22 protein-coding genes are annotated in these 22,474 nt (G+C 73.7%); 15 read left to right on the forward strand and 7 right to left on the reverse strand.

Annotated features, from left to right (window positions below):
- Positions 1-80 precede the first annotated feature (80 nt).
- Entirely contained in the window at positions 81-1,085 is a 1,005-nt protein-coding gene (locus tag AC3WRM_RS04620; protein ID WP_492247414.1) for an alpha-ketoacid dehydrogenase subunit beta, read from the reverse strand.
- Entirely contained in the window at positions 1,082-2,242 is a 1,161-nt protein-coding gene (gene pdhA, locus AC3WRM_RS04625) for a pyruvate dehydrogenase (acetyl-transferring) E1 component subunit alpha (RefSeq protein WP_492247413.1), read from the reverse strand. Before pdhA ends, AC3WRM_RS04620 begins: the two co-directional genes overlap by 4 nt.
- A 175-nt stretch (positions 2,243-2,417) precedes the next feature.
- On the opposite strand from pdhA, the gene AC3WRM_RS04630 reads away from it, so the two are divergent.
- Complete coding sequence (locus AC3WRM_RS04630) at positions 2,418-4,154, forward strand: NAD(P)/FAD-dependent oxidoreductase (RefSeq protein ID WP_492247412.1); 1,737 nt, start codon at positions 2,418-2,420, stop codon at positions 4,152-4,154.
- A gap of 215 nt (positions 4,155-4,369) precedes the next feature.
- Here the strand turns inward: AC3WRM_RS04630 and AC3WRM_RS04635 are convergent, their stop codons facing one another.
- Positions 4,370-5,440: a histidinol-phosphate transaminase gene (locus AC3WRM_RS04635; RefSeq protein ID WP_492247411.1), complete on the reverse strand. Its 1,071-nt coding sequence runs from the start codon at positions 5,438-5,440 to the stop codon at positions 4,370-4,372.
- A gap of 77 nt (positions 5,441-5,517) precedes the next feature.
- Here AC3WRM_RS04635 and AC3WRM_RS04640 point away from each other — a divergent pair, with 77 nt between their 5' ends.
- From AC3WRM_RS04640 to AC3WRM_RS04685, 10 genes are all read left to right on the forward strand, one after another.
- The gene (locus AC3WRM_RS04640) at positions 5,518-6,483 is read left to right on the forward strand and encodes an EamA family transporter (RefSeq protein ID WP_492247410.1); all 966 of its coding nucleotides are present in this window, start codon (positions 5,518-5,520) and stop codon (positions 6,481-6,483) included.
- Between the two features lie 59 nt (positions 6,484-6,542).
- Positions 6,543-6,926 (forward strand): phage holin family protein, encoded by a 384-nt coding sequence (locus AC3WRM_RS04645; protein ID WP_492247409.1) that lies wholly within the window; start codon positions 6,543-6,545, stop codon positions 6,924-6,926.
- Between the two features lie 3 nt (positions 6,927-6,929).
- Positions 6,930-7,436, forward strand: coding sequence for a low molecular weight protein-tyrosine-phosphatase (locus AC3WRM_RS04650; protein ID WP_492247408.1), 507 nt, complete (start codon positions 6,930-6,932; stop codon positions 7,434-7,436).
- Between the two features lie 10 nt (positions 7,437-7,446).
- Complete coding sequence (locus AC3WRM_RS04655) at positions 7,447-8,325, forward strand: fructosamine kinase family protein (protein WP_492247407.1); 879 nt, start codon at positions 7,447-7,449, stop codon at positions 8,323-8,325.
- 64 nt (positions 8,326-8,389) lie between these two features.
- Positions 8,390-9,082: a response regulator transcription factor gene (locus AC3WRM_RS04660; RefSeq protein ID WP_253025940.1), complete on the forward strand. Its 693-nt coding sequence runs from the start codon at positions 8,390-8,392 to the stop codon at positions 9,080-9,082.
- Complete coding sequence (locus AC3WRM_RS04665) at positions 9,082-10,524, forward strand: sensor histidine kinase (RefSeq protein ID WP_492247406.1); 1,443 nt, start codon at positions 9,082-9,084, stop codon at positions 10,522-10,524. Before AC3WRM_RS04660 ends, AC3WRM_RS04665 begins: the two co-directional genes overlap by 1 nt.
- 126 nt (positions 10,525-10,650) lie before the next feature.
- On the forward strand, positions 10,651-12,177 hold the full coding sequence (locus tag AC3WRM_RS04670) for a S1C family serine protease (RefSeq protein WP_492247405.1): 1,527 nt from the start codon (positions 10,651-10,653) through the stop codon (positions 12,175-12,177).
- Positions 12,178-12,374: 197 nt separating this feature from the next.
- On the forward strand, positions 12,375-13,304 hold the full coding sequence (locus AC3WRM_RS04675) for a DMT family transporter (protein WP_492247404.1): 930 nt from the start codon (positions 12,375-12,377) through the stop codon (positions 13,302-13,304).
- A gap of 18 nt (positions 13,305-13,322) precedes the next feature.
- Positions 13,323-13,535, forward strand: a complete 213-nt coding sequence (locus AC3WRM_RS04680) for a hypervirulence associated TUDOR domain-containing protein (protein ID WP_492247403.1) — start codon at positions 13,323-13,325, stop codon at positions 13,533-13,535.
- 76 nt (positions 13,536-13,611) lie between these two features.
- Positions 13,612-14,028 (forward strand): hypothetical protein, encoded by a 417-nt coding sequence (locus AC3WRM_RS04685; protein WP_492247402.1) that lies wholly within the window; start codon positions 13,612-13,614, stop codon positions 14,026-14,028.
- 95 nt (positions 14,029-14,123) lie between these two features.
- Here AC3WRM_RS04685 and AC3WRM_RS04690 read toward each other — a convergent pair whose 3' ends face one another.
- Complete coding sequence (locus AC3WRM_RS04690) at positions 14,124-16,028, reverse strand: chorismate-binding protein (RefSeq protein ID WP_492247401.1); 1,905 nt, start codon at positions 16,026-16,028, stop codon at positions 14,124-14,126.
- Between the two features lie 207 nt (positions 16,029-16,235).
- Between AC3WRM_RS04690 and AC3WRM_RS04695 the strand changes: the two genes are divergently transcribed.
- From AC3WRM_RS04695 to AC3WRM_RS04710, 4 genes are read left to right on the forward strand one after another with little or no spacing between them, the layout of a single operon-like run.
- Positions 16,236-16,439, forward strand: a complete 204-nt coding sequence (locus tag AC3WRM_RS04695; RefSeq protein WP_492247400.1) for a CopG family transcriptional regulator — start codon at positions 16,236-16,238, stop codon at positions 16,437-16,439.
- A 23-nt stretch (positions 16,440-16,462) separates the two neighbouring features.
- Positions 16,463-16,810 (forward strand): type II toxin-antitoxin system death-on-curing family toxin, encoded by a 348-nt coding sequence (locus AC3WRM_RS04700; RefSeq protein ID WP_492247399.1) that lies wholly within the window; start codon positions 16,463-16,465, stop codon positions 16,808-16,810.
- On the forward strand, positions 16,789-18,003 hold the full coding sequence (locus AC3WRM_RS04705; protein ID WP_492247398.1) for an ArgE/DapE family deacylase: 1,215 nt from the start codon (positions 16,789-16,791) through the stop codon (positions 18,001-18,003). The genes AC3WRM_RS04700 and AC3WRM_RS04705 overlap by 22 nt, the downstream gene beginning before the upstream one ends.
- A gap of 38 nt (positions 18,004-18,041) precedes the next feature.
- On the forward strand, positions 18,042-19,010 hold the full coding sequence (locus AC3WRM_RS04710) for a TAXI family TRAP transporter solute-binding subunit (RefSeq protein ID WP_492247397.1): 969 nt from the start codon (positions 18,042-18,044) through the stop codon (positions 19,008-19,010).
- Here the strand turns inward: AC3WRM_RS04710 and AC3WRM_RS04715 are convergent.
- The 3 genes from AC3WRM_RS04715 to AC3WRM_RS04725 form a co-directional block, all read right to left on the reverse strand.
- Positions 18,940-20,334 carry a HAMP domain-containing sensor histidine kinase gene (locus tag AC3WRM_RS04715; RefSeq protein WP_492247396.1) on the reverse strand — a complete coding sequence of 465 codons (1,395 nt, stop codon included), beginning with the start codon at positions 20,332-20,334 and terminating at the stop codon, positions 18,940-18,942. The genes AC3WRM_RS04710 and AC3WRM_RS04715 overlap by 71 nt on opposite strands.
- Complete coding sequence (locus tag AC3WRM_RS04720) at positions 20,331-21,002, reverse strand: response regulator transcription factor (protein WP_492247395.1); 672 nt, start codon at positions 21,000-21,002, stop codon at positions 20,331-20,333. The genes AC3WRM_RS04715 and AC3WRM_RS04720 overlap by 4 nt, the downstream gene beginning before the upstream one ends.
- Before the next feature lie 83 nt (positions 21,003-21,085).
- Positions 21,086-22,423, reverse strand: coding sequence for an MFS transporter (locus AC3WRM_RS04725; RefSeq protein ID WP_492247394.1), 1,338 nt, complete (start codon positions 22,421-22,423; stop codon positions 21,086-21,088).
- Positions 22,424-22,474: the final 51 nt, after the last annotated feature.

Raw genomic sequence — 22,474 nt, forward strand, 5'->3', positions numbered from 1 at the left:
GAAGAGCACGGTACGGGTGCACCGTCGTGAGGTGCTGATCGTTCACTCGCTGTCGCTCGCTCATGAGTGCTCCCCTCCTCTCAGAACGCCATCGCGCGGTCGACGGCGTCGAGCACACGGTCGAGGTCGGGCAGGAACTCCTCCTCCACCCGACTCGGCGGGTAGGGCAGGTCGTAGCCGGTGACGCGCAGCACGGGCGCCTCGAGGGAGTAGAAGCACTCCTCCTGCACACGCGCGGCGATCTCGGCACCGAGGCCGAGCGTGCGCGACGCCTCGTGCACGACGACCGCGCGACCGGTGCGGCGGACGGACTCGTGCACGGGGCCGAGGTCGAGCGGGCTGAGGGTGCGCAGGTCGATCACCTCGAGGTCGACGCCGTCCTCCGCGGCCGCCTCCGCCGACTCCAGGCACGTGCGGACCATGGGTCCGTAGGCGAGCAGGGTCGCGTGGCGGCCGTCGCGCACCACCTGCGACGCGTGCAGCGGCGTGCTCTCCTGGCCGACCGGCCCGGCGTCCCAGTACCGACGCTTCGGCTCCATGAACACGACCGGGTCGTCGCTCGCGACCGCCTGCTGGATCATCCAGTACGCGTCGTGCGCGTTGGACGGGCTCACCACGCGCAGGCCCGCCGTGAGGCAGAACTGCGCCTCGGGGCTCTCGGAGTGGTGCTCGACCGCGCCGATGCCGCCACCGAACGGGATGCGGATGACGGCCGGCATCCGCACGACGCCCTGGCTGCGGGCGTGCAGCTTGGCCACCTGGCTGACGATCTGGTCGTACGCCGGGTAGACGAAGCCGTCGAACTGGATCTCCATCACCGGCCGGTAGCCGCGCAGCATCATGCCGACGGCGGCGCCGACGATGCCCGACTCGCCGAGCGGCGTGTCGATGACGCGGTCCTCGCCGAAGTCCTTCTGCAGACCCTCCGTCACGCGGAAGACGCCACCCAGCGGGCCAACGTCCTCACCCATGACGACCACCTTCGGGTCGGCCTCCATGGCCGCCCGGAGCCCGGCGTTGATCGCCTTGCCGAGGCTGAGCCGCTGACCCACCGCGGACGTCCGCTCGCTGGTGCTGGTGCTCATGCCGCACCGCCCTCGGTGTCGAAGGAGTCGCGGTAGGCGAGGTACTCGGCCTTCTGCGCGGCGAGCTCGGGGTGCGCGTCGGCGTACACGCCGTCGAACAGCGCGCCGAGGTCGGGCTCGGGCAGCGAGCGGCAGGCCTCGCGCAGGTGCGCGCCGAGGTCGTCGGCCTCCGTCTGCAGGTCGGTGAAGAACGACTCGGGCGTGTCGAGCTCGCGCAGGTAGCGCTCGACCCGGGCCAGCGGGTCGCGGTGCCGCCACGCCTCGACCTCGGCCGAGTCGCGGTAGCGCGTCGGGTCGTCGGACGTCGTGTGCGCACCCATGCGGTAGGTGACCGCCTCGACGAGCGTCGGGCCCTCGCCGTCGCGGGCCCGCTGCAGCGCGGCCTGCGTGACGGCGTGGACGGCGAGCACGTCGTTGCCGTCCACGCGCACCCCGCCGAAGCCGTAGCCGGCCGCGCGCTGCACGAGCGGGGTGCGGCTCTGGCGCGCGAGCGGCACCGAGATGGCCCAGTGGTTGTTCTGGCAGAAGAACACGACGGGCGCGTTGAACGACGACGCCCACACGAACGCCTCGTGCACGTCGCCCTGGCTGCTGGCCCCGTCGCCGAAGTACGCGAGCGCGGCGGCGTCGCGGGTCGGGTCGCCGGTGCCGACCGCGCCGTCCCGCTGCAGCGCCATCGCGTAGCCGGTGGCGTGCATGGTCTGCGCGCCGATGATGATGCTGTAGAGCGCCATGCCGGTCTCGGCGGGGTCCCAGCCGCCGAGCTCGACACCGCGGAACAGGCCGAGCAGCTTGGCCGGGTCGATGCCGCGGCACCAGGCGACGCCGTGCTCGCGGTAGGTGGGGAACGCGAAGTCCTGCGACCGGAGCGCGCGGCCCGAGCCGACCTGGGCGGCCTCCTGGCCCAGGCACTGCGCCCACAGACCCAGCTCGCCGTGACGCTGCAGCGCGTGCGCCTCGTGGTCGACACGACGGACGAGGAGGAGGTCGCGGTACAGGGACCGGACGCTCTCGTCGTCGCCGTCGAACGCGTAGCGCTCGTGCTCGACACGACGGCCCTCGGGCGTCAGGAGCTGGACGAGCTCGGTGTCGACGGTGGACGGTGTGGTCACCGGTCGCGCCGTCTCGGAGCCTGGGGTGTGCACGGGTACGGTCATGCGCTGTTCCTCTCGCGTCCGACGTGGGGTCTCCACGGCGGTGGGGCGGTACGGGACCGATGGCCTGCAGTGGTGGCGCAGACGTCCTGGTCGAGGCGTGACCGCAGTCACACCTGTCGTCACCGTAGCCGGTCGGAGGGACGACGCCAAGGGGGCACCTTCCTAGACTGGGGTCGTGGACCACCCGGTGATCGTCCTGGCGAGCGACGAGCACGCCTCCCACCTCGACGACGAGTTCCGTCGCTACCACCGCGACTACGACGTCCGCGTCGTGCGCACGTGCGCCGACGCGACCGCGCTGCTCGAGCGGCTGTGCGCCGCCGACCGGCAGATCGCCCTCCTCGTGCAGGACGCCGCCCTCCCCGACGCCGACGTGTGGACGTCGTTCGCCGCCTGGCGCCGCGTGGTCCCGACGGCCCGCCGCCTGGTCACGGTGCCCTGGGACCGGTTCCTCGAGGACGGCGACCGCCTGCGCCCGGGGCTGGCGCACGGGAAGTTCGACGCCTTCCTGCTCATGCCCCGCGGACTGCGCGACGAGGAGTTCCACGCCGCCGTCGTGGAGCTGCTGTCGGACTGGGGCTCCACCGTCGCGCGGCCCGAGGTCGAGACCATCCGCCTCGTGTCGCGCCCCGGCAACCCCGTCACCGCCGCCGTCCGCGACTTCGCGCACCGGATGGGCATCCCCGCGGGCGTCCACCACCCCGACAGCGACGTCGGCCGGGAGGTCCTGGCCGAGCTCGCCGCCGCGCGCGAGGGGTCTGGCGAGGTCGAGGAGTCGGAGCCGGGCGAGCCCGTCGTGGCGAGCGTGTACCGCGCGCCGTTCGTGGCGACGTCGGTGCGCGACGTCGCCCAGGTGCTCAACGGCTCGAGCGGGGAGACGGTCCTGCCCGACGTGGTCGACGTGGCCGTCGTCGGCGCCGGTCCGGCCGGTCTCGCCACGGCGGTGTACGCCGCGAGCGAGGGTCTCAGCACCGTGGTCCTGGAGGCCGAGGCCGTCGGCGGCCAGGCCGGCACCAGCTCGATGATCCGCAACTACCTCGGCTTCCCGCGGGGCGTGTCGGGCATGCGGCTCGCGCAGCGTGCCCGCAACCAGGCCGTCCGCTTCGGCGCGCGCTTCCTCACCGGCTGGGAGGTCGACGCGCTGCAGCCGTGCGACGCGTCGCTCGCCCACGACGAGCGCGAGCACGTGCTCACCACCCCCGGCGGCGGGCACGTGCGGGCGCGCACCGTCGTCATCGCGACGGGCGTCGCCTACCGCCACCTGGGCGTCGCGTCGGTCGAGGAGCTCGTCGGTCGCGGCGTGTACTACGGGTCCGCGATGACGGCGGCGCCGGAGGTCGAGGGCCAGCCCGTCGTCGTGGTCGGTGGCGGCAACTCCGCCGGACAGGCGGCGATCCACCTCGCCCGCTTCGCCTCGTCGGTGACGATCGTGGTCCGCCGCGACCTCGCCGAGACGATGTCGCAGTACCTCATCGACGAGCTGCGCTGGAACGAGCGCGTCCAGGTGCGGGTCGGGGTCGAGGTGGTCGACGGCGGCGGCGCCGGCCAGCTCGAGTGGCTCGACCTGCGCACCAACGCGTCAGGCGAGGTCGAGCGCGTCCCGGCGGCGGGCCTGTTCCTCCTGCTCGGCGCGCAGCCGACCTGCGGCTGGGTGCCCGCGTCGATCGCCCGCGACGCGCGCGGCTTCGTGCTCACCGGACGCGACGTGCCCAAGGAGGCCTGGCTCGGCCCCGGCGGCGTGCCCGGCCCGTGGGCGTCGGACGCGATCGTCCCGCCCGACACCCTCGCCACGACCGCACCCGGCGTGTTCGCGGTGGGCGACATCCGCTCCGGCTCGATGAAGCGCGTCGCCTCCGCCAGCGGCGAGGGCGCGTCGGTCGTGCCGCTCGTCCACGCCTGGCTGGCGCCCTGATCTTGGGGCTGGGCTGGGCTGGACCTGCGTTCCGAGAGGCCTCGACCGGCGGCGGGCGCGGGGCGCGGTGGGTTCTCCGCCGTTCGATCGGTGGACCATCAACCGCAGGGGCGGTTCTGCGGTTGCTCAGCCACCGATCCGGGCCCACAGCGCCCGGCGGTGGACCATCAACCGCAGGGGCGGTTCTGCGGTTGGCCAGCCACCGATGGCCAGCCCTACCGCCCCGTCAGGTGCCGCGCGGCGACGTCGAGGAGGCGCTCGTTGGCCGACGTCGTGCCGACGCTGACCCGCACGCCGCCGCCTTCGGTCGCGGCGCCGGGGAAGGGTCGCACCGCGACCGGCCAGAAGGCCTCGGCGAGCTGCGGGCCCTGGTCCGACGGCAGCCACACGAAGTTCGCCTGGGTGTCGGGCACGGTCCAGCCCTGGGCGCGCAGACCCTCCAGCAGCAGCCCGCGACCCTGCACGACGTCGTCCACACGGGCGGCGAGCTCGTCGGCGGCGTCCAGCGACGCCACCGCGGCAGCCTGCGCGACGTCGGTGACGCTGAACGGGGGCGTCGCCTTGCGCACGGCGGCGGCGACGTCGGGGTGGCCGACGAGGTAGCCGACGCGCAGGCCGGCGAGCCCGTAGGCCTTCGAGAACGTGCGCAGCACGAGGACGTTGTCGAACCGGGCCTGCAGGTCGAGCCCGCGGGCGGCGTCGGGGTCGCGCACGAACTCGACGTAGGCCTCGTCGACCACGACGAGCACCGACGGCGGCAGGGCGGCGACGAAGCGCTCGAGCTCGTCGTGCCGCACGACCGGCCCGGTCGGGTTGTTGGGCGTGCACACCACGACCACGCGCGTGCGGTCGGTGACGGCGGCGGCCATCGCGTCGAGGTCGTGGGTGTGGTCGGCGCGCAGCGGCACGGTCACGTGCGTGGCACCCGTGACGGTGACCGCGATGGGGTACGCCTCGAACGAGCGCCACGCCGTCACGACCTCGTCGCCCGGGCCGCAGTACGCGTCGAGCAGCGAGAACAGCACCGCCACCGAGCCCGTGCCGGCGGCGAACGCCTCCTCGGGGCGCGCCAGGTGCTGCGACAGCGCCGCGTGCAGCCGCGCGACCCCGGCGTCCGGGTAGCGGTTGACGCGTGCCAGCTCCGCCCCGGCACGCTCGACGACGCCCGGCAGGGGCGGGAACGGGTTCTCGTTGCTCGACAGCTTCAGCTCGTCGTGCTCCGCGGGCCGACCGGCCTTGTACCCGGGGATCGCGTCGAACACGGGACGGGGCGAGGGGACGGTCATGGGCCCGAGCGTAAGCCCCCCGCCTCCCGGCTCGACCCGCCGACGTCCCCGTCGTCGCGGGCCACGATGATGCTGCCGTGAGCCTCTCCGAGCAGCGCGTCGTGCGGTCGCCCCTCGTCGGCTACGCGCTCGTCCTGACGGCCGCCGTCCTGTTCGGCCTCAACGCCGGGGCGTCTCGCATCCCGCTGCGGTCCGGCACGGACGAGGCGACGTTCACGACCGTCCGCATCACGGGCGCCCTGGTGGTGCTCGTGGTCGTCGCGCTGGTGGTCGACCGGCACGCCCTCCGCCTGCCCGCGCCGCGCCGCCTGCCCCTGCTGGTGGGCCTCGGCGTGGTCGGCATCGCCGGGCTCCAGGGCTTCTACAACGTGGCCATCAACCGCCTGCCGCTCGGCATCGCGCTGCTGCTGGAGTACACCGGCCCGGTCCTGGTGGTGCTGTGGGTGAGGTTCGCGCGACGCCGTCCCGTGCACGCACGGATGTGGCCCGCCCTGGGCCTCACCCTCGCCGGGCTGGCCGTCGTGAGCCAGGTGTGGTCCGGGCTCGCGTTCGACGGCCTCGGCGTCGTCGCGGCGCTGCTGGCGGCGGTCTGCTTCGCGAGCTACTTCCTGCTCGGCGAGGACGACGGGGTGTCCGCGGACCCGTTGCACCACATCATCTGGGCGTTCGCCCTCGCCGCCGTCCTCATGAACGTCGTCGCACCCGTGTGGCGGGCCGACGCGCTCGGCGCCGACGCCTCGATGCTCGGCCGGCTCGACGACCTCTCCGTCCCGTCCTGGGCGGCGATGGCGTGGATCGTGCTGCTCGGCACCGTCACCCCGTTCTTCCTGCTCCTGCTCGCGCTGCGGGCCCTCCCGGCGACGGTGGTCAGCGTCGTCGCGATGCTCGAGCCGGTGGTCGCGACGCTGGTCGGGTGGGGCTGGTACGCCGAGTCGCTCACCGCGGTGCAGCTCGGCGGGGTCGCGATGGTGCTGGTCGGCATCGTGCTGGCGCAGACCGCGCGGCGCGACCCGCACCCCGACGAGCTGCCGCCGGTCACCTGACGCGGAACGCGTTCCGCCGCACGTCGCGCCGGCGTCGCGCACGCTGCCATGATCGACGCATGCTCTCCCGACTTCTGACCTCCTGGGTGCTCGGTGCCGCCGCCCTCGCGACCGCCGCGTGGCTGCTCGGCACGCACATGAGCATCGGCACCGCGACCGACACGACCTCCGAGCGGCTCGTCACGCTGGCGGTGGTCGCCGCGATCTTCGCCGTCGTCAACACGTTCGTCGCGCCGGTGATCAAGCTGCTCTCGCTGCCCTTCATCATCCTCACCCTCGGCCTGCTGCTCGTCGTCATCAACGCCGTCCTGCTGCTCCTGACGTCGCGCATCGCCGACGCCCTGAACGCGCCGTTCTTCATCGACGGCTTCGGCTGGGCCGTGCTGGCCTCGATCGTCATCTCCGTCGTCAACGCCGTCCTCGGCGCGTTCGCGGAGGACTGAGCCGTGCCCGACGCACCCCTGCGGCTCGAGGTCACCTGCCTGGGCAACATCTGCCGCTCGCCGATGGCCCACGTCGTGCTCGAGCAGCGCCTCGCCGACGCCGGGCTCGCCGACGACGTGGTCGTCACCTCCTCCGGGACGGGCGGCTGGCACGAGGGCGAGGCGATGGACGAGCGCGCGGCCGCCGCCCTGCGCGACGCGGGCTACGACCCGAGCCGGCACCGGGCGCGCACCTTCACGCGCGACACCTACGCCGAGACCGACCTGATGCTCGCGATGGACGCCAGCAACCTCGCCGACATGACCGACCTCGCCCCGACCGTCGCCGACGCGGGCCGTGTGCGGATGTTCCGGTCCTTCGACCCGGAGGCCACCGAGGGCGACGACGAGGTCGACGACCCCTGGTACGGCGGACCGGAGGGCTTCCAGCGCGTGCTGGCCGTCGTGGAGCGCACCAGCGACGCGATCGTCGCCGCCGTGCCCCGGCTGCGCGCCGAGGTCACGGGGTAACCTCGCGGCCATGGCACGGATGACGGGGACGGCGGCGCGCGCGGAGGCGCTCATCGGGCACGGGGTGGTCGCGACGACCCCCGTGGCGGGTGGCGACATCTGCACGACCACGCGGCTGCGCCTCAGCGACGGACGCGTCGCGGTCATCAAGACCCGCCCGCAGGCGCCGGCCGGCTTCTTCGCCCGCGAGGCGGCCGGTCTGCGCTGGCTCGCCGAGGTCGGCGACGGCGCGAAGGTGCCCGAGCTGCTCGGCGCCGACGACGACTGCGTCGTGCTCGCCTGGGTCGAGCCCGGCAAGCCCACCGTGGAGGCCGCCGAGCGCTTCGGCCAGGCCCTCGCGCGCACCCACGCGGCCGGCGCCCCGACCTTCGGCGCCGACGTCGACGGCTACATCGGCCTCGCCCCGCTGCCCAACCGGCCGATGGAGACCTGGCCGGAGTTCTACGCGTCGCGCCGCGTCATGCCCTACGTGCGGGCCGCCGTGCAGCGCCGGGCGCTCACCGCGGAGCAGGCCGACACCATCGAGCGCACGATGAGCCGGATCCACGACCTCGCCGGGCCCGCGGAGCCGCCGGCCCGCATCCACGGCGACCTGTGGTCGGGCAACGTCGTCTGGGGCAGCGACGGCGACGCCTGGATCATCGACCCCGCCGCGCACGGCGGCCACCGCGAGACCGACCTGGCCATGCTCGCCCTGTTCGGCCTGCCGCACCTGCAGCGCGTGCTGGAGTCCTACGACGACGCAGCACCGCTGGCCGACGGCTGGCGCGGCCGCGTCCCGCTGCACCAGCTGCACCCCCTGCTCGTGCACGCCGTGCTGTTCGGCGGCACCTACGGCGCCCGCGCCGCGGCCGCCGCGAAGGCCGCGCTCGAGCCGCCCACCGACTGACGCCGCCGCGCGCGTCGGCCCACGCTCTCAGCGCACGCACAGGGGCATTCGGCACACTGGGGGCATGCGCATCCTGGTGGTCGACGACGACCGCGCCGTCCGCGACTCGCTGCGGCGCTCGCTGGAGTTCAACGGCTACACGGTCGAGCTGGCGTCCGACGGGGCCGAGGCGCTCGCCGTCGTGCCCCGCACCGACCCCGACATCATCGTCATGGACGTGATGATGCCCCGGCTCGACGGCCTCGAGGCCACGCGCGCGCTGCGCAGCGCCGGCAACGACGTACCCATCCTGGTCCTCACCGCGCGCGACGCCGTGAGCGACCGGGTCGACGGGCTCGACGCCGGCGCCGACGACTACCTCACCAAGCCCTTCGCGCTCGACGAGCTGCTGGCCCGCGTACGCGCCCTCATGCGTCGCTCGGCCCGCCAGGCCGAGCTCGAGGCCGACGAGCAGCCGCTGGAGTTCGCCGACCTGACGCTGGACCCCGTCACCCGCGACGTCACGCGCGGTGGTCGGGCCATCTCGCTCACGCGCACCGAGTTCGCGCTCCTCGAGCTGTTCATGCAGCGCCCCAAGCGCGTGCTCGAGCGCTCGTTCATCCTCGAGGAGGTCTGGGGCTTCGACTTCCCCACGACCGCCAACTCCCTCGAGGTGTACGTCGGCTACGTCCGACGCAAGCTCGAGGCCGAGGGCGAGCCGCGGCTGCTGCACACCGTCCGCGGTGTCGGCTACGTGCTGCGCGAGACGCCGCCCTGATGAGCGAGCAGGACCGGACGGACGCCCCCGACGGACGTCCGGGGGTGATGGACGCCGCCCGCCGGCGCATCCATCCGTTCACCGCACGAGCCTCGCTCGCCCTGCGCGTCGCGCTGCTCACCACCGGCGCGGTCGCGGCGGTGCTGGCCGTGGCGAGCGCGACGGTGTACATCACCGTGCGCGCCGAGCTGGAGGACTCCCTCGACGCCTCGCTCATCAAGCGCGCCGACGCGGCCGTCGCGGCCGGCTACTCGCCGTCGACGATGTCGACGGCCGACACCGACCTGCTCGCCGTCTTCGGCATCCGCTTCATCTCCGTCGAGGGCGGCCGCATCTTCACGCGGCAGACGCAGACGAACGTGCCGTTCGACGAGCGCGAGATCCAGGTGTCGCTGGGCGAGGAGAAGACGTCGCAGCGGACGGCGCGGATCGCCGGCGTGCCCTACCGCATCGTCGCGGTGCAGGCCGGCCCCGGCCAGGCGCTGGTGCTGGCGCAGTCGATGGAGTCGACGCAGCGGTCGCTGGAACGGCTCAAGGTCATCCTCCTGCTCACCAGTGCGGTCGGCATCCTCGTCGCGGGCGTGGCCGGCTGGGTGGTCGCCACGAACGGGCTGCGCCCGGTCCGTCGGCTCACGGCCGCGACCGAGCGTGTCGCCCGCACCGCGCAGCTCGAGCCGATCGAGGTCACCGGCTCCGAGCACGACGAGCTCGCTCGTCTGACGTCCTCGTTCAACCAGATGATGCTGGCGCTCGACGCGTCGCAGCAGCGCCAGCGCCAGCTCGTGGCCGACGCCGGGCACGAGCTGCGCACCCCGCTCACCAGCCTGCGCACCAACATCGAGCTGCTCGGTCAAGCCACGGAGCGCTCCGACCGCGACCTCAGCATCGAGCAGCGTCGCGAGATCATGGACGACGTCCGCGCGCAGCTCGGCGAGCTCACCACCCTCGTCGGCGACCTCGTGGAGCTCGCCCGCGACGAGCCGCTGCACCGCGCGCCCGAACCCCTCGACCTGGTCGACGTGGTCGAGCAGGCCGTCGAGCGGGTGCGTCCGCGGGCCGGCGGCCTGGTGCTCGACGTGCGGCTGGAGCCCTGGGACGTCATCGGCGAGGCCCACGTGCTCGAGCGTGCCGTGACCAACCTGCTCGACAACGCCGTGAAGTGGAGCCCCGAGGGCGGGACGGTCACCGTGCGGCTGCGCGACGGGGTGCTGACGGTCCGCGACGAGGGTCCCGGCATCGCCGCGGAGGACCTGCCGCACGTCTTCGAGCGGTTCTTCCGCTCCACCGAGGCGCGGACGATGCCCGGGTCCGGCCTCGGGCTGTCGATCGTCCACCAGGCCGCCGTGCGCCACGGAGGGTCGGTGCGTGCGGAGTCGCCCCCGTCGGGCGGCACGGTCGTCACCTTCGAGCTGCCGGCCGCCACGGACACGCCTCCCGCCTGAGCCGCTCCGGCCCCGGACCGCACCGACCGGCGCGCTCGGCCGGCGCACCAGGACGGACGCACGGTTCTTCCGTGCCTCACACGTGCCGCTCAGCGGGGTCTCAGCGATCGGGGAGAATGTTGTCCCATGACCGACCAGAACGATCCCTTCGCCGATCGCCCGTACACGCCGCCGACGCAGCGCGGTGACGGCGACGCCCCCTCCCCCGGTGCGGAGGGGACCTCCGAGCAGGCCCCTCAGGGGGCCGCGGACCCGACGCCGTCCGGCACCCCGGCCGACCACGAGCCCACGGTGCAGACCCCGGTCGGTGAGCACCCCCACCCCACCGTCGAGCAGCCGGCCGCGGCCCGCGCCGACGAGCAGCCGACGACACCGCAGCCGGCCGCCACCCCCGTCCCCCCGGAGTACGCGCACCGCTACGAGGCACCTGCCGCCCCCCAGGCCGCTGCCCCGGCCGGCGAGCCGACGGTCGTGCTCCCCGGCGGTGGCGGCGGCGCGGTGCCTCCGGCGTTCGTCGCCCAGGAGGCGGCACCGGCACCCAAGCCCCGCCGCCGGGGCACGCGTCTGGTCGCGGCGGCCGCGGCGATCGTCCTGCTGGGCGCCGCCGGCGGTGCCGGTGGGTCCGCGCTGTACGACCAGCTCACGGGCGACTCCGGCACCAGCCCGGTGGTCAGCTCGCTCGACTCCGACAGCAGCGGCGGCGACGCCCAGGCCACGAGCGGCCAGGTCGAGAAGGTCGCCAAGGCCGTGCTCCCGTCGGTCGTGCAGATCAACGTCGCGGGCGGCAGCGAGGCCGGCTCCGGCACCGGCATCATCATCAGCAGCAACGGCAACATCCTGACCAACAACCACGTCGTCGAGGCGGCCGCGCAGCAGGGCACCATCACGGTGGCCTTCAGCGACGGCACCACGTCGTCGGCCCAGATCGTCGGCCGCGACCCGAAGACCGACCTCGCCGTGGTCAAGGTCGACCGCACCGGCCTGACGCCCGCGACCTTCGGCAAGTCCTCCGACCTCGCCGTCGGCGAGGAGGTCGTGGCGATCGGCTCGCCGTTCGGCCTGGAGAGCACCGTGACCAGCGGCATCGTCAGCGCGCTGAACCGCCCCGTGTCGTCCTCCGACGGCACCGGCCAGAACACGACCGTGTTCCCTGCGGTCCAGACCGACGCGGCGATCAACCCGGGCAACTCCGGCGGGCCGCTCGTCGACCTCGAGGGCCGGGTCGTGGGCATCAACTCCGCGATCCGCTCCGGCGGCACGACGTCGGCCAGCGCCGGGTCGATCGGCCTCGGCTTCGCCATCCCGATCGACCTCGCCAAGAGCGTCGCGGACCAGCTGGTCAAGGGCGAGCAGGTCGAGCACGCCCTGATCGGCGTCACCGTCCGGCCCGCCGTCTCCAACGACGAGATCACCGGCATCGGCGCCGAGATCACCGAGGTCACCCCGGACAGCCCCGGCGCGAAGGCGGGCCTGGAGCGCGGTGACATCGTCACCGCCATCAACAACCAGCCCGTCGGCAGCTCCGACGCCCTCGTGGCCGGCATCCGCGGCTACCGCCCGGGCGAGCAGGTGACGCTGACCTACCTGCGCGACGGCAAGAAGGCCGAGACCCAGGTGACGCTCGCCTCCGACGGCGGCGCCACGGCCGACTGACCCCCGGCCCACCGACCGGCGGCACCCCCCGGCCGCCCCGACCTCCCTGGACGCCCGGCACCGGCGTCCGGGGAGGTTCTCTCCTGCTCGGGCCCGGACGGACGGGGGGTCGGGGGGTCGGGGGGTCGGCAGGATCTCGCAGGACGATGTCCGGATCCCGCGCGACACCGCCCGTGCCACGGTCCTAGCGTGGTGCGGTGACCAGCTCCCCCACCACGTCCCCCGCACCGTCGACGTCGACCGAACGCGACTGGTCGCTGGCGGCGATGGGCGTCACAGTGCTGCTGTGGGCGTCGGCGTTCGTCGGCATCCGCGCGGTCGCCGACGTCTTCGAGCCCGGGCCGCTGAGCCTCGGGCGGCTGCTCGTGGGAGCGCTCGCGCTCGTGGTCCTGGCGCGACCGTGGCGCCACCGCCTGCCGCGGGGCCGCACGCTGGCGCTCGTCGTGGTCTACGGCGTGCTGTGGTTCGGCGCCTACAACGTGGCGCTGAACGCCGGCGAGACCTACCTCGACGCCGGCACCGCGGCGCTGGTGGTGAACATCGGTCCGATCCTCATCGCGCTGATCGCGGGCGTCGTGCTCAAGGAGGGGTTCCCGCGGCCCCTCGTCATCGGCATGGCGGTGGCCTTCGCGGGCGTCGTGCTCATCGCCACCAGCACGCGCCACGACACGTCGGTGCACACGGCGAGCGCGACCGGCGTGCTGCTCTGCGTCCTCGCAGCCGTCCTGTACGCCGTCGGCGCGCTGACCCAGAAGCCGACGCTGCGCACCGTCGCCCCGGCGATGTCGGTGTGGATGGCGTGCACCATCGGCGCGGTGGTGTGCCTCCCGTTCGCCCCGGCCCTCGTCGACCAGGTGGAGTCGGCGTCGGCGGGCGACGTCGCCTGGCTCGTCTACCTGGGTGTCTTCCCCACCGCGATCGGGTTCACCACCTGGTCGTACGCGCTGCGCCGGCTCTCCGCGGGACAGGTCGCGTCGACGACCTACCTCGTGCCCGCCGTGGCGACACTCATCTCCTGGGCCCTGCTGGGCGAAGTGCCGGCACCGCTCGCGTTCGTCGGCGGGGCGCTGTGCCTCCTCGGCGTGGCCATCACGCGCGTACGACGTCGAGGTGCGGCGCCGGCCTGACGACCGCAGGGTGGGGTCATGACGAACATCAAGGTCGGCGACCGGGTGAGCTGGGACAGCCCCCAGGGTCGGACGCAGGGCAAGGTCGTGGAGCGCAAGACGAAGGACTTCCAGCTGGACAACCGGCAGTGGAAGGCCAGCGAGGACGAGCCCAAGCTCGTCGTCGAGAGCGAGAAGACCGGCGCCAAGGCCGCGCACGAGCCGTCGGCGCTGAACAAGCTCACGTCCTGACCCCCCGTCCTCGGGCCCAAAGGGGCTCGTACCGTCCGACGGGCGGCGACGACCAGGGCCCTGTCACCATCGGGGCATGACGAGGCTACGACTTCTCCTGCCGCTGCCCCTGCTCGCGCTCGGGGCGTGCTCGGACGTCGGGTCCGCCGTCGACGACGTCGCCTCGTCGGCCGGCACCCGGGCAGGGTGCGAGGTCGCGGGCCGGGCGGTGGACGAGGGCCGTGGACTGGTCGACGGGGTCGGCCAGGAGATCAGCGACGACGCCGCGGGGGCGCGGCGCGAGCTCGCAGCCGCCGGTGCCGCGATCGAGGCCGCCGCCCCCACGCTGACGGGTGAGGTCCGCGCGCTCGTCGAGCGAGCCGGCACCGCACTGTCGACCCTGCGCGACGAGGCCGAGGCGGTCGCGGCCGGCAGCGCCGTCGACGACCGAGCCGTCCAGGCCGCGCAGTCGGAGTACGACCGGGTCGCCGACCAGATCCGGTCGCTCTGCTGATCCCACGACCCTCGCCTCCTGCCGCTCGCCGCGGCGCGGTGCCGCCCCGTCAGCCACACCGGACGGCATCGGCCCGTGCATGACGGTGAGGGGGGTCAGCCGAGGAGGTCGAGGACGAGGTCGCGCAGGATCGCGAACCCGCGCTGGGTGAGCACCGACTCGGCGTGGAACTGGATGCCGTGGAAGTGCGGACCGGCCACGTGGTGGATGTCGCCGGTCGCCTCCTCGCGCTCGACCGTGACGCCCGGGGGCAGCCCGGCAGCGCCGACGCGCGCGACGAACGTGTTGTAGAAGCCGACCGTCTCGGGTCGTCCGAGCACCTCGAGGCGCGCCTGCGTGCCCTGGAAGACGATGTCCTTGAACCCGAGCTCGAGGCCGAGGTGGCGGCTCAGCACCTGGTGGCCCAGGCACACGGCGAGGAACGGCTGCTCCGACGCCAGCAGGCCCACCACCACGTCGTCGACGACGGCGATCTTCGCGTCGCCGACGTCGCGCGGGTCGCCGGGGCCGGGCCCGACCACCACGAGGTCGTACTCGTCGAGCGAGCGACCGGAGTCGACCCAGCCTCGGTACGCGTCGTGGCGGACGACGTCGGTGGTCATGCCGAGCACGCCGAACACGTGCGACAGCATGTTGACGAAGTCGTCCTCGCCGTCGACGACCACGACGCGACGGCCCTGCAACGACGGCTCCGGCGCGGCGCCGGACTGGTCGGACAGCCAGAACTGGCTCAGCCGCGCGTTGCGCTCGCCGAGTGCGATCAGCACGTCGTCCTCGCGGGTGAACGCGTCGAAGCCCTCCACGGGGCCCGACGCCGGGGTGGGGGCCTCGACCAGGCCGAACGCGCTCAGCACGCCCGACGCCTTCGCCCAGGTCTCGGCCGTCTCGTAGTCCGGGTCGGAGTCGCGCACCAGCGTCGCGCCCGCGGTGACCTTGAGGTTGCCGTCGAGGTCGACGTCGGCCGTGCGAATGAGGATGGGGGCGTCAGCCCGCTGCCTGCCCTCCGCGTCGCGGCCGACGAGCGCCGCCACCGACGCGTAGTAGCCGCGGCCGTGCTCCTCGTACTGCTCGATGAGCCGGCAGGCGTTCTCCACCGGGCTGCCCGTGACCGTCGCCGCGAACATCGAGTCGCGCAGCACCTCCCGCACGTCGCGGTGGGTACGACCGGCCAGCAGGTACTCGGTGTGGACGAGGTGGCTCATCGGCTTGAGGTACGGACCCAGGACGAGCCCGCCCTCGTGGCAGATGTCGCACATCATCTTGAGCTCCTCGTCGACGACCATGAAGAGCTCGTAGATCTCCTTCTCGTCGCGCAGGAACTCCAGCAGGGCCGACGTCCTCTCGGCGTGCGTGGTGAGGCCCTTGGTGCGGAAGGTGCCGCTGATCGGGTTCATCCGCACCTGGCCGGCCTCGACGCTCACGTGCCGCTCCGGGCTCGCGCCGACGAGGTAGCGGTCGCCGGTGAAGATGAGGAAGGTCCAGAAGGCCCCCCGCTCCCGCTCCAGGAGACGGCGGAACACGGCGAGCGCGGCGTCGTGGCCCCAGTCGGCGATCTTCGCGCGGTAGTGGCGGCCGACGACCAGGTTCGCGCCCTCGCCCCGGCCGATCTCGTCGTCGATGATCTGGCGCACCATCGCCGCGTAGTCGGCGTCGGAGGTCTCGAAGCCGCCGCGGTCCTCCAGCTCGACGCCACCGTCGGGCAGCGTCGGGAGGAGGTCGGCGAGGGGCAGCTCGTGCAGCACGTCGGCGCGGACGACGCGCAACGGCGTGCCGTCGTCGTGCGCGGCGAACCCGCGCTCGCGCGCCTGGCGGAACGGCACGAGCACCAGGTGGTCCCAGGTGGGCCCGTCGGCGGGGACCCCGGTCCCGAGCGGGACGTCGGCGAGGTTCTTGACGTCCTCGTAGGCGCCGCCGACCAGGGTCACCGTGTCGCTGTCGCGCACCCGGATGAGGGCGAACGCGGGCTGCTGCTGGAGCTCGCTGACGAGCGGGTGGGTCATGGGTCAGTCCTTCGGGTCGCCTCGGCCGCGCCGGGACGGAGAACGCCCAGACCACTCGGCTGAGGGGTCTGGGCGTGGGGTCGCGTGACAGGCCTCCTCTACGGGAGAGGACGCCACCAGCGGATGACCGGAGTGCGGTCGCAGCGCGATGTCACGGTCGCAGCCTAGCGCCTTGAGCGAGTGATACCACCCGGATACCATCGATCCATGGCCATGACGTTGCGACTCACCGACGAGCAGGACGCCGCGCTCACGCGGCTGGCGAACGCTCAGGGCATCAGCAAGAACGAGGCGGCCACGCGCGCCATCGATGAGAAGGCCGCGCGGATCTCGCGGGAGGAAGAGGTCCGGCGGCTCACGCGTGAGGCCGTCGAGCAGTACGGCCCGCTGCTCGACCGCCTCGCCCAGTGACGCAGTACCTGGACCTCGAGCTCTTGCTCCTCGTCGTCGACGAGGCAGGACTTCAGGCCGTTCGCGACCCGGGGCTTCTCGACGCAGCCGCGCACCGTCCGCGGACCACGGTCTTCGGCGAGGATGCTTACCCCACCCTCGACGAGAAGGCAGCCGTGCTGCTCGAGTCGACCGTGCGGAACCATCCACTGGTGGACGGCAACAAGCGTCTGGGGTGGCTCGCGACCGTCCTGTTGTACCGACTGAACGGCGTCAGGCTCGACGCCCCCGAGGATCCTGCCTACGACCTCGTGATCGGTATCGCGGAGGGCAGGATCGACTACCACGCGAGCGCTGCCAGACTTGCCTCGTGGACATCGACGCCGACCTGATCCGTCGCGACCTCGCGCAGCTCGTCAGCTACCCCAGCGTGGGCGGCAGCGAGTCGGAGGCGTCCGTGCAGCGCTGGTGCGCCGCGACGTTGCAGGGCCTCGGGCTCGAGGTCGACCTGTGGCAGCTCGACCTCGACGAGCTGCGCGCCGCCCCCGACTACCCGGGCGAGGAGGTCGAGCGCGAGGAGGCGTGGGGCTGCGTCGGGACCGGTGGCGGCCCGGGCACACCACGCCTCGTGCTGAACGGGCACGTCGACGTCGTGCCGCCCGGCGACGCGGACTGGTGGACCGCGCACGACCCGTGGTTCCTGCACGAGGCCGACGGTCGCTGGTACGGACGCGGCACGTGCGACATGAAGGGCGGCGTGGTCGCGATCATCGCGGCGGTGCGGGCGGTGGGCGACCGGCTGACCAAGCCCTTCGCGGTGCATCTCGTGGTGGGCGAGGAGGACGGCGGTCTCGGCACGTTCGCGACCCTGCGCCGCGGCCACACCGGCCGCGCGTGCCTGATCGCGGAACCGACGGCCGGCACGGTGGTGAGCGCGAACGCGGGGTCGCTGACGTTCCGCCTGGAGGTGAGGGGGAAGGCCACGCACGGCTCGCGCGCAGGGCACGGCGTCAGCGCGGTCGAGCTGTTCGAGCGGGTGCACGAGGCGCTGCGCCGGCTCGACGCGGAGCGGAACGTCGACCCGCCGGCGCCGTTCACGGACCGGCCGTGGCCGCTGTCGGTGGGTGTCGTGCAGGCGGGCGACTGGGCGAGCACGGTCCCCGACCTGCTGGTCGCGGAGGGTCGGTTCGGGGTGCGCCCCGGGGAGTCCTTCGACGACGCGACGGCGGCCTTCGAGGCGGCGGTCGCGGCGGTCGCGGCGGTCGACCACCCGTGGCTGCGCGAGCACACGCCCGTCGTCACGTGGCCCGGGGGGCGGTTCGCCGCCGGCTCCCTGCCCGACGGCCACCCGTTCGGCGCGACGGTGCACGACGCGGTGGTCGCGGCCGGGGGCGGGGCGCCCGCGTTCGTGGGCGCGCCGTACGGCTCCGACCTGCGCCAGTACGCCGCCGCCGGTATCCCGACGGTGCAGTACGGTCCCGGGGACATCGAGGACGCGCACGCGGTCGACGAGTCGGTGCCCATCGACGAGGTCGTGCTCAGCGCCCGCACCTACGCGCACCTGCTGCTGCACCACTGCGGCTGACCCGCGTCCTGCCTCGGCCGACCTGCGATGCTGGCCCGGTGACCCTCTCGCGACGTCGGCTGATCGTGGGCGCGGGTGCCCTCGCCGCGCTCGTCGGCTGCGGGACGGACGAGCCGTGGCGCGACGCCCGGGGCCGGCTGCGGATCGCGACGGGCAACCGGGGCGCGGTGTTCGACCGGTACGGCGCGGCGCTGGCCCGCGAGGCCCGGGTGGTGATGCCCGACGTCGACGCCACGGAGGTGCTCAGCCGCGGGTCGGTGGACAACGCCCGGCTGCTGGTCCGGGGGCGCGCCGACGTCGGCTTCTGCCTGGGCGACACGGCGCGGCTGGCGTTCGACGGCGAGGCCCCGTTCGACCGACCGGCCGGCCTGGTGGCGGTGGGCCGGCTCTACGACAGCTTCCTGCAGGTGGTGGTGCCGCGGGACTCCCCCGTCCGGACCGTGCAGGACCTGGCCGGGCGACGTGTCGCGGCGGGACAGGTCGGGTCGGGCACCCGGCTCGTCGTGGAACGCTGCCTCTCCGCCGCCGGCCTCGACGCGGACGCGGTGGCCGTGGACGACCTGTCCCTCGCCGACTCCGTCACCGCGCTGGAGAGCGGGCGCGTCGACGCCCTCGCGTTCGTGAGCGGCTTCCCCGTGCCCGCGCTCGTGGAGCTCGGTCGACGGCGAGCCCTGCGGGCCGTCGACCTCGGCGAGCTCGTCGGCGTCCTCGCCGCGCGTCCGGGCGGCGAGGAGTACGTGGCGGGCCCCCTGCCCGCCGCCCCGTACCGCCTGCCCGAGGCCGTGCAGACGGTGAGCGTCAAGACCTACCTGCTGGCCCGTCCCACCCTGGCCGACGACGTCGTCGGCGGGTTCGCGTCGGTCGTCTTCGACCGGCAGGACGCGCTCTCCCGGCGGGTGCCCGACGTCCGCCAGCCGACGCTGGCCGCGGCCATGTTCACCCAGCCGATCCCGCTGCACCCGGGAGCGGAGGAGTTCCTGCGGCGTCGGCTCGACCGGGGAGCGTGACCTCGACGGCCAGCCCCGGGCGGGCGGCCCAGCGACGGGTGGAACCACCGGCGTCGCGCACCCGCAGCTCGAGGATCGACAGCCCCAGTCCGGCGCCGGCCACGTCGGCGTGCCGGTCCAGCCGGTGGAACCGTCGCCCCACCTCGGCCGCCTCCTCGGGCGTCACCCCCGCTCCGCGGTCGCGCACGAGCAGGCGGACGGCACCCTCGTCGTGGGTGAGCTCCACCTCCACGTCGGCGTCCGGTGCGTACTTCGCGGCGTTGTCGAGCAGCACGTCGACGACCGTGGGGACGAGGTCCTCCTCCAGCACCGCCGGCACGACCCCGTCGGGGACGGCGGCCCGCAGGTGCGTCCCGAAGAGCGGCTGCCAGAGCTCCACCCGGCCCCGCACCTGGGCGGCGACGTCGACGGCGACGGGCTCCCGGTCGAGGCTGCCCACCCGGCTGATGGCGATGACGTCCTCGAGCGACTGCGCCATCCGCTCCGTCTCCGCGAGTACCGGCACCACCGACTCGTCCTCGCGCGCGAGGTGCTCCAGCCGCAGCCGGATGGCGGTCAGCGGGTTCGCCAGCTGGTGCGACACGTCGGCGACCAGGTCGCGCTGCTGACGCCGCGCCTGCTCGACGTCCTCGACCATCTCGTTGAACGCCTGCACCAGCCGGCGCAGCTCCGGCGGCCCCTCCACCCGGCCGACCGTCGACGCGCGTCCACGCCCGAGCGCGTGCACGCGGTCCTCCAGCTGCTCGACGGGCCGCACGATCCAGCGCACGAGCGGCACCCCGACCAGCCAGCCCAGCAGCACCACGAACAGCAGGGCGCCGAGCGCCACCAGCCCCATGACCCGGGCCACGTCGGCGCGCGGCCCCGCGGTGTCCTCCACCATGACCACGGCGCCGAGCACCTGCGCGTCGCGGCCGACGGGGGTGGCGACCACCAGGTCGTCGCCGGCCCACGGCCACAGCGGCCCCGGGGCGGTCGTCGGGGTGCCGGCGAGCGCGGCCCGGACCGCCGCGGACAGGCCCGGCACGTCGCCCGGCAGCGGCGACCCGCCAGCGCCGACGACGCTGCCGTCGGTGCCGACCACCCAGGTGCGGGTGCTGCCGACCACGTCGTCGAAGCGGGTCAGGTCGCCCTCCAGGTCGGGGAGCCGGACGCCCGAGGAGCCGTCGTCCGCGAGCGCGGCGAACCGGGTGGCCGCCGCGAGCCGCTGCTGGTGCAGGTCGACGGCACGGCTCTCGGCGTACGAGCGCAGCAGCGGGACGGTCAGCAGCACCAGCACGGTCACCGCGAGCGACACGCTGAGGACCAGCAGGCGACGTCTCACGACGCGCTGCCCGACGGGGCCAGCCGGTAGCCGACGCCGCGCACCGTGTCGATCACCACCCGGTCGGCCAGCTTCGAGCGCAGCGCCGCCACGTGCACGTCGAGGGTGCGGGACGCACCGACCCAGGTCGTGTCCCACACCTCCTCCATCAGGGCGGCCCGCGTGACCGGCTCGTCCGGCGTGCGGGCCAGGGCACGCAGCAGCTCGCACTCCTTCGCCGTCAGGTCGACCGTCGTGCCGTCGGGGAAGCGGACCCGACGCGCCTCGACGTCGACCTCCAGCCCCGCGTCGACGGTCGCCGGCCGGGCGGCCGCCCCGTGCGTGCGGCGCAGGACGGCGTCGACCCGCCCGAGCAGCACGTCGGTGCTGTACGGCTTGGTCACGTAGTCGTCGACCCCGGCGCGCAGCGCGGCGACGACCGCTCCCTCATGCCGCCGCGCGGTCAGCGCGACCACCGGGACGTCCGAGCGCGCGCGGACCTGCTGGCAGACCCAGAGGCCGTCACGGTCGGGCAGGCCCATGTCGAGCAGCACCAGGTCGGCGTCGTCGACGAGCGGCATCGCCTCCGCCGCGGTCGGTGCGTGGCGCACCGTCCAGCCGCGGTCGCGCAGCACCTGCGTGAGCGCGGCCGCCACCCCCACGTCGTCCTCGACGATCACCACTCGCACCGCACGTCCTCTCGTCGCCCCGATGGTGCCACGACGCGGACGAGCGGACCCCGACCACGGGGCCCGCTCGTCCGACGGCGAGGTCAGCGCGTGCCGACGACCTCCCGGTCGCGGACGACCTGCTCGGTGTCGAGGTAGGTGACCGAGCGGTTGCGGAGGGCGAACACGTAGACCAGCAGGGAGACGCCGATCGCGATCGTCACGTACACGGCGAACACCTCGAGGGAGTCGCGGCTGATCGCGGCCTCGTAGATGAGCGGCGCGGTGCCGCCGAACATCGAGTTCGCCAGCGCGTACCCGAGCCCGACGCCGAGCGCGCGGACGTGGGCCGGGAAGAGCTCGGCCTTCACGACCGCGTTGATCGACGTGTACCCGGTGAGCAGCACGTACGTGCCGGCGAGCATGAGGAACGACGCCATGGGCGTGGTCACCGTGGGCAGGACCGTCAGGAACGTGTACGTCCACAGCACGCCACCGAGGCCGAACGCGACCAGCAGCGGCTTGCGGCCGACCCGGTCGCTCAGCAGGCCGCCGAGCGGCTGGATCAGCATGAGCAGGACGAGCGCGGCGAAGTTGATCCACGTGCCGGTCATGCCCTCGTCGGCGTACGTCGACTTGATGATGAGCGGGCCGTTGACGCTGTAGGTGTAGAACGCGATCGTGCCGCCGAGCGTGATGAGGAAGCACAGCAGCAGCTGCTTCGGGTAGGTCGTGACCAGCTCGACCATCGAGCCCGAGCGGCGCTCCTCGCCGGTCTCGACGAGCGACTCGTCCATGCTGCGACGCAGCCAGAAGACGACGACCGCGCCGACCGCGCCGATGAGGAACGCGACGCGCCAGCCCCAGGCGGCGATCTGCTCGTCGGTGAGCAGCGCCTGCTGGACGAGCAGCGTCAGCTGGGCCAGCACGTGACCACCGACCAGCGTCACGTACTGGAACGAGGAGAAGAAGCCGCGCATCCCCGGTGCCGCTGCCTCGGACATGTAGGTGGCCGACGTGCCGTACTCGCCACCGGTGGCGAAGCCCTGGAGCAGACGGCACAGGACGAGCATGACCACGGCGCCGCCGCCGATCGTCTCGGCGGTGGGCGTGACCGCGATGAGCAGCGACGCACCGGCCATGATCGAGATGCTCAGCACCAGCGCGGGCCGGCGGCCGTGCCGGTCGGCGTACCGCCCGAAGAACCACGAGCCGATCGGCCGCATCACGAACGTGACGGCGAAGATCGCCATCGTGTAGATGCCGGCGTTCGGCTCACCCTCCGCGAAGAAGCTGCTCGACAGGTAGCTCGCGAACACGGTGTAGACGTAGACGTCGTACCACTCGACCAGGTTGCCGAGGGAGCCTCGGACCGTGTTGAACACGGCGCGCCGGATGCCGGGCGCGCCCTCCTGCTCGGTCTGCGCTGTCGTGTCGCTCATGGTGGTCACCTCGTGGCCCGCGGGGTGGGACGTCGCGGGAGGGGCCCTGAC

Source organism: Aeromicrobium sp. EU05-FHT14F07 (genome assembly GCF_058790455.1).

Bases quoted from the DNA above. Each gene is read 5' to 3' on its own strand.
- AC3WRM_RS04680 (WP_492247403.1), top strand. From the start codon at position 13,323: ATGACGAACATCAAGGTCGGCGACCGGGTGAGCTGGGACAGCCCCCAG.
- AC3WRM_RS04645 (WP_492247409.1), top strand. From the start codon at position 6,543: ATGCTCTCCCGACTTCTGACCTCCTGGGTGCTCGGTGCCGCCGCCCTC.
- AC3WRM_RS04635 (WP_492247411.1), bottom strand. From the start codon at position 5,440: ATGACCGTCCCCTCGCCCCGTCCCGTGTTCGACGCGATCCCCGGGTAC.
- AC3WRM_RS04620 (WP_492247414.1), bottom strand. From the start codon at position 1,085: ATGAGCACCAGCACCAGCGAGCGGACGTCCGCGGTGGGTCAGCGGCTC.
- pdhA (WP_492247413.1), bottom strand. From the start codon at position 2,242: ATGACCGTACCCGTGCACACCCCAGGCTCCGAGACGGCGCGACCGGTG.
- AC3WRM_RS04655 (WP_492247407.1), top strand. From the start codon at position 7,447: ATGGCACGGATGACGGGGACGGCGGCGCGCGCGGAGGCGCTCATCGGG.
- AC3WRM_RS04685 (WP_492247402.1), top strand. From the start codon at position 13,612: ATGACGAGGCTACGACTTCTCCTGCCGCTGCCCCTGCTCGCGCTCGGG.
- AC3WRM_RS04670 (WP_492247405.1), top strand. From the start codon at position 10,651: ATGACCGACCAGAACGATCCCTTCGCCGATCGCCCGTACACGCCGCCG.
- AC3WRM_RS04725 (WP_492247394.1), bottom strand. From the start codon at position 22,423: ATGAGCGACACGACAGCGCAGACCGAGCAGGAGGGCGCGCCCGGCATC.
- AC3WRM_RS04665 (WP_492247406.1), top strand. From the start codon at position 9,082: ATGAGCGAGCAGGACCGGACGGACGCCCCCGACGGACGTCCGGGGGTG.
- AC3WRM_RS04695 (WP_492247400.1), top strand. From the start codon at position 16,236: ATGGCCATGACGTTGCGACTCACCGACGAGCAGGACGCCGCGCTCACG.
- AC3WRM_RS04660 (WP_253025940.1), top strand. From the start codon at position 8,390: ATGCGCATCCTGGTGGTCGACGACGACCGCGCCGTCCGCGACTCGCTG.
- AC3WRM_RS04690 (WP_492247401.1), bottom strand. From the start codon at position 16,028: ATGACCCACCCGCTCGTCAGCGAGCTCCAGCAGCAGCCCGCGTTCGCC.